This is a genomic window from Binatus soli (SeqCode) (assembly GCF_050015535.1).
Classification (GTDB): domain Bacteria; phylum Desulfobacterota; class Binatia; order Binatales; family Binataceae; genus Binatus; species Binatus soli.
The window spans coordinates 48,928-60,029 of sequence record NZ_JBEKBF010000012.1 but is presented as its reverse complement, the minus strand read 5'-3'; the positions used below and the strand labels follow the sequence as shown (position 1 = coordinate 60,029).

Annotated in this window: 12 protein-coding genes and 1 pseudogene; 3 read left to right on the top strand and 10 right to left on the bottom strand. The window is 59.9% G+C overall.

The window, feature by feature from the left end; genetic code table 11:
* Positions 1-68 precede the first annotated feature (68 nt).
* Positions 69-320, top strand: a complete 252-nt coding sequence (locus tag ABR989_RS10720) for a hypothetical protein (RefSeq protein ID WP_304819693.1) — start codon at positions 69-71, stop codon at positions 318-320.
* A gap of 27 nt (positions 321-347) precedes the next feature.
* Here ABR989_RS10720 and ABR989_RS10715 read toward each other — a convergent pair whose 3' ends face one another.
* Complete coding sequence (locus ABR989_RS10715) at positions 348-779, bottom strand: Rieske (2Fe-2S) protein (RefSeq protein WP_428128297.1); 432 nt, start codon at positions 777-779, stop codon at positions 348-350.
* A 154-nt stretch (positions 780-933) separates the two neighbouring features.
* Between ABR989_RS10715 and amrB the strand changes: the two genes are divergently transcribed.
* Positions 934-2,160, top strand: a complete 1,227-nt coding sequence (amrB, locus tag ABR989_RS10710; RefSeq protein WP_428128295.1) for an AmmeMemoRadiSam system protein B — start codon at positions 934-936, stop codon at positions 2,158-2,160.
* A gap of 235 nt (positions 2,161-2,395) precedes the next feature.
* Here amrB and ABR989_RS10705 read toward each other — a convergent pair whose 3' ends face one another.
* From ABR989_RS10705 to ABR989_RS10695, 3 genes and pseudogenes are all read right to left on the bottom strand, one after another.
* Positions 2,396-3,520, bottom strand: coding sequence for a tyrosine-type recombinase/integrase (locus ABR989_RS10705; protein WP_428128293.1), 1,125 nt, complete (start codon positions 3,518-3,520; stop codon positions 2,396-2,398).
* A 642-nt stretch (positions 3,521-4,162) separates the two neighbouring features.
* The gene (locus ABR989_RS10700; protein WP_428128437.1) at positions 4,163-4,867 is read right to left on the bottom strand and encodes a phage NrS-1 polymerase family protein; all 705 of its coding nucleotides are present in this window, start codon (positions 4,865-4,867) and stop codon (positions 4,163-4,165) included.
* A gap of 462 nt (positions 4,868-5,329) precedes the next feature.
* Positions 5,330-5,476, bottom strand: a pseudogene (locus tag ABR989_RS10695) (helix-turn-helix domain-containing protein); the annotation flags it as partial.
* Positions 5,477-5,870: 394 nt separating this feature from the next.
* On the opposite strand from ABR989_RS10695, the gene ABR989_RS10690 reads away from it, so the two are divergent.
* Complete coding sequence (locus ABR989_RS10690; protein ID WP_428128291.1) at positions 5,871-6,599, top strand: CGNR zinc finger domain-containing protein; 729 nt, start codon at positions 5,871-5,873, stop codon at positions 6,597-6,599.
* A 409-nt stretch (positions 6,600-7,008) separates the two neighbouring features.
* Here the strand turns inward: ABR989_RS10690 and ABR989_RS10685 are convergent, their stop codons facing one another.
* From ABR989_RS10685 to ABR989_RS10660, 6 genes are all read right to left on the bottom strand, one after another.
* Positions 7,009-7,356, bottom strand: a complete 348-nt coding sequence (locus tag ABR989_RS10685; RefSeq protein WP_428128289.1) for a hypothetical protein — start codon at positions 7,354-7,356, stop codon at positions 7,009-7,011.
* Positions 7,357-7,989: 633 nt separating this feature from the next.
* Entirely contained in the window at positions 7,990-8,481 is a 492-nt protein-coding gene (locus ABR989_RS10680) for a hypothetical protein (RefSeq protein WP_428128287.1), read from the bottom strand.
* 44 nt (positions 8,482-8,525) lie between these two features.
* The gene (locus tag ABR989_RS10675; protein WP_428128285.1) at positions 8,526-9,029 is read right to left on the bottom strand and encodes a hypothetical protein; all 504 of its coding nucleotides are present in this window, start codon (positions 9,027-9,029) and stop codon (positions 8,526-8,528) included.
* 305 nt (positions 9,030-9,334) lie between these two features.
* On the bottom strand, positions 9,335-9,943 hold the full coding sequence (locus tag ABR989_RS10670; RefSeq protein WP_428128283.1) for a hypothetical protein: 609 nt from the start codon (positions 9,941-9,943) through the stop codon (positions 9,335-9,337).
* A complete protein-coding gene (locus tag ABR989_RS10665) occupies positions 9,940-10,809 on the bottom strand; it encodes a phage protein GemA/Gp16 family protein (protein WP_428128281.1) in 870 nt (289 codons plus the stop codon). Before ABR989_RS10665 ends, ABR989_RS10670 begins: the two co-directional genes overlap by 4 nt.
* Positions 10,806-11,060 (bottom strand): helix-turn-helix transcriptional regulator, encoded by a 255-nt coding sequence (locus tag ABR989_RS10660; RefSeq protein WP_428128279.1) that lies wholly within the window; start codon positions 11,058-11,060, stop codon positions 10,806-10,808. The genes ABR989_RS10665 and ABR989_RS10660 overlap by 4 nt, the downstream gene beginning before the upstream one ends.
* Positions 11,061-11,102 lie beyond the last annotated feature (42 nt).

Genomic DNA, 11,102 nt, shown 5'->3' with positions numbered 1-11,102 from the left:
GCGGGGCATTCTTAATGTAATTGAGTGGTCGATTCCCGCATCCTCCCGCCAGAGGGTTGATCAAAAAGATGCCCAAGCAGGAAAAGGAAAAGCTCCCGAGGCCGAAGATTACGATTATCCCGGGCCGCGGGGTGGCGCAGACAATCAATTATTTGCTTGAGGACCGGGACGACCTCGAATGGATCATCGCGGTCGGCCGCACGAAGAACGGCGAGCTGTTCTTCTACGACACCGGCGGCGACATCGTCGAGGACCTCGGCACGCTCGAGTACCTGAAGGCGCGAATCGTGCGCGCCCATTTCGGCGACGAATACGAATAGACGCCGGTCTTCGAATTCGTCTTCTTCTCAGTCTTCGAATTCATCTTGCGGCGGACGCGCGTAAATGACTCCGTCTTCGATTTCCGTCGGCACCCGATAAAGAAATTTGCCGCATGCGGTCGGCGGGCCCGCGATACATTCGCCGCTGGTCGGCTCGTAATAGGCGTTGTGCGTCTGGCACATCAAGTAGCGGCCGTCTTCCGCGAAAAACTGATTATCCACCCAGTCCATCGCCATCGGCACATGCCGGCATCGATTGACGTAGGCGTGGAACTCACCGCCGAAGTTGATCAGAAAACATTCCTCGTCGGCGCCGCGAATCGGCAGCATGAACTTCAGCGACTCGCCGGGCGCGAGCGATTCGATCCGCGCAACTCTGTAGCGGGTGCGCGAGGGCGCATCCTTGCGGCGCGGATGGGATCGGGTCAGGGCGGCGCGGCGTCGATGTTGATCGGACATTCTGCGTTGGCCGGACTCGGCGATTCGAAGCGATTGACGGATCTTCGCGCGCGGATTTCCGGTCAGCTTGCCGGATTTTGTCAAAGCCCATAGCATCTGTAAACGCGGCGTTTGCTCCAGGGCTGCCGGCTATCACCAAGATTTAGATTTCGTGATGGAAAATCCAAAGATTCGCGCCGTCGAGGCTTTCCCCGTCGAGCAGCAGGATCAGACGCTGATCTGTTTGCGCGATCCGAGCGGACTGGCGCCCGAACCGATCATGCTCGGGATGGGCGCTTACTTCATCGTGACTTTATTCGACGGGAAGATGTCGCTGAAGAATATCCAGGCCGCGTTTGCGAAGCGCTTCGGCGAGATGATTGCCCTCGAGAAGCTCGACGAACTGATCGCGGCGCTGGATCGTGCGTACTTCCTCGACTCGCCCGCATTTCATGAGCGCGAGCGGCGCGTGCGCGAGGAATTTCTGGCCAGTCCCGACCGTCCCGCAGCTCTGGCGGGGCTGTGCTACGAGAAAGATCCGGCGAAGTTGCGTTTGGAGCTGGCGGCGTTCTTCGATCCGCCCGAGGGACCCGGCCGCGTTCCCACGGTGAAAAAATCAGCGTCGCTCGCGGGCCTGATCGCGCCTCACATCGATCCGCGCCGAGGCGCCGCCGCCTATGCGCACGCCTACCACGAGCTGATGGCGCACGAGCCACCCGAGTTGGTGGTGATTCTGGGAACCTCGCACTACGGCGGTGGCCCCGAGTTGTTCAGCGCGACGCGCAAGAACTACGCGACGCCGTTTGGCGCGGTCGAGACCGACGGCAGTTTTATCGATCGGCTCGCGGCGCGCTACCGCGGCGATCTGTTCGCTGACGAGATGCTGCATCGCGGTGAGCATTCGATCGAATTCCAGGCGCTGTTTCTCGCATATGCGCTCGGAGCGCGCGGCTACCAGGTCGTGCCGATTCTGGTCAGCTCATTCCATGAATTGGTGGCGAGCGGAGTCATGCCGGCGCGCGATTCCCGGGTTGGATCGTTCATCGCGGCGCTGAGATCCGAGCTCGACGCGGAGCATCGCCGGGTGCTGATTCTTGCGGGCGTGGATTTCGCCCACGTCGGCAGGAAATTCGGCGACGAGTTCGCCGCCGATCGCGCGGTCGCCGGGCGCGTCCAGCGCGAGGATCTTGGCCTCATCGAAAATATCAAGCGCGGCGATCCCGAGGGCTTCTTCGCCGACATCGTGAAGGATCGCGATGCGCGCCGAATTTGCGGTCTGGCGCCGATGTACACCCAACTCGAGCTGCTGCGCGGCCGCAGCGCGCGGCTGCTGAAATATGGAATCGCGATGGAACCGCAGAGCGAATCGGCGGTGTCGTTCGCGAGCCTCGCGATAGACTAGACGCCCTCATACCTGCAGCCCGCTGCGGAACCAGAATTATTTTCGGCGGCGGGAATCAACGATGGTGGACGCACCTGGACTCGAACCAGGGACCTCTTGCATGTGAGCCGGGTCCTAAGGTTTAAGCAGGTCCACTCAGGACTACAAAAGCCAACAGGTCTGCGCACATTTGCCCATCGCGTTTGTCGTCCGATGGTGGGGTTATTCATGGGTTCTGACACAGAACTGACACAGGTTACGCGGCCTTCTCTTGTGGAAGCGGAACTACTTTCGGCTTCTCGGCGGCGCGCTTATTCACGTACTCAGTAACACGTTCCATCGCCGACTCCAAGTCTGACTCTGCAACGATGTTGTAGCGATCGAACATCGAGCGCGTTTTATGACCAGTGACTTCCATTGCGACGCGCTCAGGAACCCCGGCGCGGACAAGGTTGCGAGCGCAGGATCGTCGGAAATCGTGCACCAGAAGCCCCTTCAGGCCAGCTGTTTTGCACGCAGTCTTCCAAGATTTACGGAATTCGCCGATGGGTTCGCCTTGGTTATGGAAGATGTAAGAACACTCCGCGATCCGATTTTCCCAAGCGTGTCTCATGACCTCCAAAAGGCCACCCTTCAGGCGGAGCTGATACGAGTGCTTGTTCTTGGAATGTTCGTGTTGCAGCCTGACGGTTCCTCCCACAAGCGTCTCTCCATCGCTACCGAATTCGAGCTCAGTGTCTCGCATCCATGCGAGCGATAATACCGCGCCCTTCCGCCATCCCGTTAGGTACATAAAAATCGCTGGGTCTCGAAGGTAATCGGGGAGGGCGTCTCGAAGTTTATTAAACTCCGCCGGCTCGATGAACCCGCTTCGGGGTGGCGCTTCCTCGAGACGCGGTGCGCTCGGAACATGGTCGCGACTCAGGCGGCCGGCTTTTACCATCAAATTGAACATATGACGCAAACAAGCGACCTCTCGATTGATACTCGCGTTCGACATCCCTTGTTGCTGGCGCTTTCTCATGTACGCGGCGATTCTGTCTCCGGTGATATCCAGCGCCCGGGTCGGCTTGTCGAAGTATTCGAGAAGAGCCTTGGTGAGATAGGTGACGGTTTCGATGCTGCGATTGCCGACCAGCTGGTAGTCGGCAAGAAGATTTTTTGTCATTTCGTCGAGCGTCACTTTCTCAGCAACGGGACCGATCACCTTACCGCGAGAACTCTCGCGCAAGCGTTTCTTCAGGAGATTCACGGCCTTCTGGCGCGCACGCGCAATGGAACGCGCCGATTCGCGATATGATTTCCCGCTTTTGCAATACTGAATCCACCAAGTGCTGCCGCTCTTGTAGACGGTGCCGTGGCCCCGAAGCTCTCTGCTCATGGCCGAACCTCCCTTCGGAGGCAGGCCACCAGAGCTTCAGTGGACAGGTCCTTGGGAGGAAATTCCTTCCCCGACGCGATGCTGGCGATTCGTCGAAAACTAGCGCGTAGTCGTTTGAGTGTTGGCTTCAGCATGGGGCGCTCCCTTTCGGGCCGGACCTCATGCCATGCAATGCTTGGTCATTGCAACTCGGGAAAGCGGCCGTTCTGCGCCTGCGTCGAATAGCGATTTTCCCAGTATTTTCGCGTATGTAGCCCTCCAGGGCCCTGTTCGAGAAGCGCAGCGTGCCGTCGCCCAATTTGACCGCTAGCCCAAGTCTCTTGCCGCGCCGGTAGAGCCATTCCGGCTTGACGGCGAGCTTGGTTGCAGCGTCGCCAACGGTGAGCAACCTGTCTTCTTGGTTCTGCGCTTCCGCGGACTCGTTCGAAGAAGCGAGTGCTGCGAGCAAGGCGCCCTGCGCGCCCCCGCACTGCGCCAGGAGCGTCGCGATCGTGTCCCGCGATAGTCCCCGAGCGCGCAAGGGTTCGCGCGATAAATCCTCGAGCGTCACGATACCCGCATCTACCCGCCCAACTTCCACTCTCTACCTACGCATCGGCTTGATGGTCCGGGACCGATACAAGCCGATCACCTTGGCCATTCCTATTTTGATCTCGCGTCCCGATCCTGTTCTTCAGCGATGCCATTGCTCGCCCTGTAAAATTCCCGCGTTCCCGCCACTGCCTTGGCGATGGTCGCCTCGCCGTAAGTCTCACCACCGGCATAGTGCTCTACGTCCCACTTTTCTTGACGAAACAAGGCCGAGAGCCTGAACAGCCTATCGATTTGTTGCGCGTCTCCGCCGGTCCAGAATGCCAACAGTCCGCAGAGAGCTAGATCCGCTTCGCTGGCCGAAGGATATGCGCTGATGTCGCCGCGATCGTACAATGCGCAGAATTTCTCGCGGTTCTTTGCCGCCCGTGCTTTCGCGAGCAACTCGTCATCCGTCCGGCTGGTGCAGCTGCGCCTACTGCCGGTCGCCACGCGAGCGCTACGAGCCGCACTGCCAAAGAGGCGCGCGTGAAGTTCGGCCATCTCGTTCTGGCGCTCCTCGATCGTCGCGGGTGCACCGGCCATATGGTTGCCGGTCATCGTCATGTAACGAACGCGATCATAGAGCTCTATGCCGCCGCCGCTTCCCATGCCGCGCTTTCGGCGGCCCGGCGGTAGCATCGCTTTCACGATCACTCGTAGACCCTCGCCCGAAGGTGTGATCTCTGTGTAGCTGCGAAGCTGATCGACAATCTCTGCAGCCCAGGCTTTAACGCTTCCGCTGGCGGAGTCGCGGCAATGGTCGAGGTCGGCCATCGCGTATGGATCATTGTCGGTCAACACGAATCCGACACCGTGAAAGTAGCCGTTTTCGAACGCCGCGACTGCTTCCCGGAAGGAGACCCACGTCGCGGGGTCGTTCGACTTCGCAGGACTGCCGCTTGGCTGGTAAGGCGGTTTGTTCCATTTCCCTTTTCGCTTCTCCCACCGCCATAGGACCCACTGCTCGCGCGATGTGAGTTCTGCGGGAATCGCAGCGCGATCTACGGTTGAGCGTCGTTCTAGTTCACAGAGAGAAGCGCGCGCGGGAGCCTGTGTATTACTTGATCTCTTTGTATTGGTCTCTCTTGTACTAATATGGGGACATATCTGGCCCTGAGTTGGGGGTCGTTTCCGACCCTCAGAGGAGTCACCGCCGTCCCTTAAGGCTCTGAGCTTCGCGGTCACTCGCAATCGACGCCGATTTCTCCCCGTCATCACGATTTGAATCCATCCGCGCGCCGCGAGCCGCGCGATATATCGTCTGATTTGCCGAGGGCTGAGCTGAAAAAACGCCGCGAAATAGTCGTTACTCGCGAAACATCCAAGCGGGAGTTTGTCTAACGATTCAATCTCGCCCAGCAGAGCTTTTTCTGTACGGCTCATGTCGGGGTCGAGCCAGATCTCCCGGCGTGTCCAGACACCTTCGAATCGCATCCGTTGCATGCCTGGACGTTCAGACTCCGCGCTCATCGCCAACATCCACTCCCGCTTCGCGGAATCAACTCGGTCGCAGCGGGCGCCTTCAGATCGCGAATCAGAGTCGACTTTTCTGGATCGGCATGGCTACCCTTTTGCTTTCGGCAAGAGAAATCGCGTGCAATGTCTGCGATGCTGCTTCTTCCTGCTATAGCAACAACTTCCTCTCTTTCATCTCCCGCTTTTCGCATCCCGACTCTCCTGAGAGTCCTACGAGCAGTATGCGCATACGCACCCGCTGCTTGACAACATTCATCATCCTGATTAGTGTTACAATAAAAATGGGTGTTGCTAGACGAAGATGAAAATTACATCGACACGCGAGTCGCGCGGGGCACGTCGAAGTGGACGCCGCTCGGATGCAGACCGGCTCCTATTTGCCGAGCGAACACACAGAGCGTATGAGCGCGTGGGGAAAACGTGGATTGAGGAATTGCAGTGGCTGGTTGATTTTGCACAGCGGCCACGTGAGCGGTTGACCCATGAGCTATGTGATGCGGAATCTACCCTCGTCTACGAAGTTGCTTGGTTCGGCAGAGAAATGGGCATTGGCTACGAGAAGTCGTATCGATCTTGGATTGTCAAAGTCGCAGAGTCTCTAGAACGGGAGCTTAGATCGTTGCTTGAACATGGCCATGCGGTTTTCCAAGCAGCCGAGGTGACGTTTGTCCTGAACAGACGAACCGACGAGGGATGGAAGCGGTCCGGCCGAGCTAACAGACTCGAAGCGTTTCATCGCGCGAAGGACCCCATAACCAGGTTCATACTGGGCGCATATAGGATTCTTGAGATCGAAGGCGTACGGCTGCGAGAATGTGCCGCGCCCGGCTGTCGGCGGATATTCGTTAGGCAGAAGCGAGGAATTTTCTGTAGCAAGAAGTGCTCTCAGCGAGAGCAGATCAGGCGATACCGAGAACGTCACCCCGAACACGCCAAAATTCGGCAGCGTCAGTACTACGAACGCAAATCAACGCGGAAACGGGCGGCGGTCATCGTGCCGCAGAACCCGCGCAGAAACGAATCAAAATGAAAGCTCGTAGACGTGGCCACAACCTATTACCCGTCAGACGGACATCGACGTGAGAGGTGGTGGGAAAGTCGTCCTCGCGCGTCCAAATCAAGCGAAACTGCGGGGTTTTATTTCCGCCCGCGTACCCTTCATCCGCCCTTGTCCAAGCCCGTGGCTGTCAAATTGGCTGTCAAAACCATCGCGCAAGAACGCATCAGATTATCAATGTCGCGGACCAGATACCGGTACCGCGGGTTCGAATCCCTCTCTCCCCGCCAACGAGTCTGCGATTATGGCGAGACACAGGACCCGCTGTGTGGCGCGACACATGGTCTGATCCAAAAACGACACTTAGTTTGATCCAACCCCCGGCCATGTCACAGTTTTGCCGCGTCAAAAGGGCTATTAGCTGCCCTGATTTATCGACGGATCACTCGCGCGCGAGGACCAGGTAAACGTATCGCTCAGCGCAGTGCAAATGTCGTGCGATTTCGACGGGCGTGAGCATCTCGCGCCGGAGCCTTCCGATCTCTTCGTCTAGCGGCACCAATCGCTGCGGGAAGGTGACTCGGCCTCCAAACGCCGCGCAGACCTTGCGCGCGATCTCTTCGCCGAGCCTCGCGGCTAGCCGTGAAAATGCCGGATCTGCGGCCGCCGGAACATCAATTCTCTTGCCGCCGAGTACCTCGACGACGCGCGCGGCGTCCGCTTGACCGAGCGTTCTGATCAGCGCTTCGCGCGAGACCCAACCACGACTACCGCCCCGCTTTCCCGCCAATCTTGAACCCCACCGCGAGGATCGCTTTTCTGCTCGAAACTTTTATCCGCCCGACGCGGGCGCGTCGGAACTGAAGTTCAGCGCGCGCGCTTGCGGCGCGGATGCTCATCCTGCCACGCGGCGTTTCGACACGCGCCGCCCGGACAAAATTTCTGATTCGATCGCGGCCGGCTGATCGCCTTGCCGCATTTCGCGCATTCCCCTGTTTTCCCATCCACTCCACACCATCCCCCATCCGTAGCGTTGCCAACGGCACCTAAGTCACGCTAGCCGCCCGCGCGGGCCATCGCCGGCGCGCTCTCCCATCTCCAAATGAAAAAAAGGCTGGCGGCACCGGAAAGGCCCCGCACTCTACCCCAAGGCCGCCCGGCCGCCTCGTCGAGGCGATGCGCCAATCCCTTAACGCACGCCGCCAGCGAGACCAATGAGAAAAAACGCGCGCGCCGCCGGGGAATCCCCGGAACGTCGGACCGAGCTGGCTGGCAACGGCGACATTTCGACGCGCGACACGGATGCCGGCCGGGAACGAAGATGCGCGCAGCGCGGGCAAGCATTGCACCGCGCGCGCTGTGCGCGGCGAGGGTAGTTCAAACCCTCGTTCCCGCTTCCCGCCGGCAATACTCATTTTCCGATTTAGCTCGCCAACGCCGATTGCCGATCAAAGTTGACCCAGATACCGCCGGCTGCGTCGATTTCCTCAACCCGGCCCGCAACGCTCTGCGTGCCAACGCCGTCGCCGTGCGAGACGGTGTGATCGTCCACGATGAAACACGGCTCACCGATATCGCCCGCGACAACCGGATCGCCGCTCGAATTATTGAACCTGAAGATTCCCCGGCGGCATTCGACGGACATCGCACCGGCCGCATGACCGATTCGCGTGTTGTCGATAAAATTGCCGGGCGTCAGGGGCCCAAAACTGGAATTTCCGGGTTGCGCCTGATAGCCCAACGCCGCGACGCCGACGCATTTCAAGCCCGTCGCGCTGACACCAGGATTGGCGTTGCCCTGCGCATCTAGCACGACCATCGAGCCCAGGTAGACGATCACGTTGTCGGCCAGCGGATAGACGAAGCGTCCGCCGGCATCTTCCGAGATGTTGCGATTTCCTGTGAGTCCAGCCATTTGAATTTACCTCGCGGCTTAGACGCCGAGTTGTTTTGAACCCTTCATTCCTTCTTCCCGGCGCTCTTGATGTCCGCGTAGGCGGGCGCGACCCGGTTGAGAAGGCGCATGAGGTACACCGAACCGTTGAGCAATAGATCGTATGCCTCGTCATCGTCCTTGGTCGGATCGTAGGCTTCCAGCGCCGCGATCGCCGCGTCGAGCAGCTCGCGATCCGAAGTATTTTCCGCCGACGAATGGTAGCCAACCGCGTCGTACGCGGCTTTGTGCGCGCGATCGACTTCCTGATGCGCGCGAACCAATCCGGGTTTGTCCTCGCGGTCCTGATCGCCCGCCGCGATCGCTGTCTTGCTGCGCGTGAGGACGCTCAGCTCGCGGGCGAATGCACGCGGGCTCATACCGGCGGCTCGCGCGACCGCCAACTGATCATCCGTCAGACCATGCGTATTTTTGGCTTGCGACAGCCGGGCCTTTTTCGTCGCAAACTCATCCGCCGACATGCCGGCAGCCGCCGCGACCTTCTTTTCCTGATCGCTAAGGGTACTCATCCTAAACTCCTTCTTAGCAGCTCGCGCGGTTCCGGCTCCGGGACGGCCCGGAAAAAGCGGAATATAGATCGCGTCAAAAGCTGTCTCCCAGTAAATTTCATCGGCTCGGCTCACCCGACTTGCTCCAAACAACCCGCGCGCGGGTTGCTGGCGGCCCGTGCCGCCGTTTTCAGTTCAGGGCGGGGGTTGGGTGCGCCCCGCCCGAGATCAAGCCAGCGCGGGCAAGCTAGGCGGCTTTGCGCGCGCGATCGTGTCTCCTGGTAGATTTCATCGGCTCGGCTCACTGACTTGCTCTCCGCTGCCCTCTACCACGCGCGATGGCGCGGCTCCTCGCCGCGCGCCTTGCGCTCCTTGTTCTCGGCCTCTAGCTCAAGAGCCTCGCGTTCCCGCTGCCTGGACTCCTCCGCTACGCTGGCCATAAGGTTTTTCCGAACCTCAGATCGCAGGATCTCGCGGTCACCCACCTTCACCGACGTGATGCTCACGGCGCTGATCCGGCCGCCGGAGCCCCAGAGCCGTCCGAGCGCATCGATCTCTTCGGGCATCCAGCTCGCGTTACGCAGCACGGGTTCCGTTCGCGCTATCTCCTCTTCGAAGCTGGGCGTCTTTTCGGGAATAGCGAGTCGTCGGCAGTTTTCCTCCAGTTCAGCGACCGCGCGCCGGATGGTATGTAGATCGGCGCCGCTCCGGATCAGCTCGTCGATTGACTTCGAGTGCTCAGCAACTTCGCGCGCGGCTTGCCGCTCCCGCTCGTGGGTCGAAAAGGGCATCTGCGCGATGCGAGCGCGCGCCGCGCAAGCAGTCTCTGTCGGATCGAGCGATTGCCGCAGCGCGGCCGTTTTCGCATCGCATTCCGCCGCGGCCGCTTTGATTACTGTGTTCTCTGGAGCCTGGTTGTTCTCTTTCGCCGTCATAGCGAATCACCTCTCGTATTTTTATTCCGCGAACGCGCGGAGGCGATCGCCGTTTCAGTCTCGCCGGCCTCGGCCTTCAGCGTGGCGCGCATGCCCTCGGCAATTTTCAAATCCAAGTCCGCCACGCGCCCGACGAGCCAAAGCAGCTCAGTCCGCACCTTCCGGTAATCCCATCGCAGCAACGCTTGCCGCGCGCGCTCGCCAAATTCTCTGATCAGCTCGGCGACCTGGGCGGCGATTTGCACATCGCTGAAATTCTGCGAGTCGAGCAGGACCAGGACATTGCGAATCCCGTCGATCGGTCCTCTCGCTTCACCGACCAGGCGCATCGCGTCGAATACGCCGGCCTTCACGATCGCATTGGCCGGGATCGCGACGGCGGCCGGACGATTCTCCGCGAGCGGATGTTTGAGCAGGAATCTTTGCCGCCAGAACTTTAGTCCCTCGATAACCTTGTTGCAGTCCGTCGCGTCCAGCCATTGAAGCGAATCAACGCCGGTAATTTTCTTGACGAACTTGCGAAGCCAAACTTTAGTCGAGCCGGTTTTCACCGCGCCGATCCGCTCCAGCTCGTACGCGCACGCGAGCAACTTCCTCAGATGCGCCGCGCCCGGATGATTCGGGCTGATCGTGATCCAATCGTCCTGGCGCGAGATCGGGGGCGCCGGCCTGAATCCTTTGCGCGCAAACTCGTCGAGCAGCGCGAGCCGCTCCGCCTCGGTCATCTCGCCCGAGGAATCGGTGCGCCCCTTCGTGATGCGCTCGATCACGGCGCGGTAAGTGTCATCGTCCAGGCCGAGCTGCTTTTTCGCTAGATGAATTTTTGCCAGCTCAGACTGGCGGATATTTCCCGGCGCCGTTCTCACGGTTTCGATTCCTTCGAGTTCTCGATCTGCTTGACTTCCGCGCCTTCCACGCTGCGCGATTGCAGCCATTCCAGCACGCGCGTCTTGCTGTACCGCACGACGTGCCCGCTGACTCTGAAGTATGGCGGTGCGGTCCCCGCTCGCCGCATATTTGTCAGCGTCGTCTCTGCCAGGCCAAGCAGGCCCGCGCATTCACGCTCGCTCATAATGCGATCATCGAGCGGCAGCGGCGACGTTTCTTTCAGCATCATCAACAAGCCTGCCTAAGCGTGGATGCCCCGGTAATCGCAAAA

Excerpts from the sequence above, each read along its gene's own strand:
- ABR989_RS10720 (WP_304819693.1), top strand. The coding sequence starts at position 69 with ATGCCCAAGCAGGAAAAGGAAAAGCTCCCGAGGCCGAAGATTACGATT.
- ABR989_RS10715 (WP_428128297.1), bottom strand. The coding sequence starts at position 779 with ATGTCCGATCAACATCGACGCCGCGCCGCCCTGACCCGATCCCATCCG.
- amrB (WP_428128295.1), top strand. The coding sequence starts at position 934 with ATGGAAAATCCAAAGATTCGCGCCGTCGAGGCTTTCCCCGTCGAGCAG.
- ABR989_RS10705 (WP_428128293.1), bottom strand. The coding sequence starts at position 3,520 with ATGAGCAGAGAGCTTCGGGGCCACGGCACCGTCTACAAGAGCGGCAGC.
- ABR989_RS10700 (WP_428128437.1), bottom strand. The coding sequence starts at position 4,867 with ATGGCCGACCTCGACCATTGCCGCGACTCCGCCAGCGGAAGCGTTAAA.
- ABR989_RS10690 (WP_428128291.1), top strand. The coding sequence starts at position 5,871 with ATGAAAATTACATCGACACGCGAGTCGCGCGGGGCACGTCGAAGTGGA.
- ABR989_RS10680 (WP_428128287.1), bottom strand. The coding sequence starts at position 8,481 with ATGGCTGGACTCACAGGAAATCGCAACATCTCGGAAGATGCCGGCGGA.
- ABR989_RS10675 (WP_428128285.1), bottom strand. The coding sequence starts at position 9,029 with ATGAGTACCCTTAGCGATCAGGAAAAGAAGGTCGCGGCGGCTGCCGGC.
- ABR989_RS10670 (WP_428128283.1), bottom strand. The coding sequence starts at position 9,943 with ATGACGGCGAAAGAGAACAACCAGGCTCCAGAGAACACAGTAATCAAA.
- ABR989_RS10660 (WP_428128279.1), bottom strand. The coding sequence starts at position 11,060 with ATGATGCTGAAAGAAACGTCGCCGCTGCCGCTCGATGATCGCATTATG.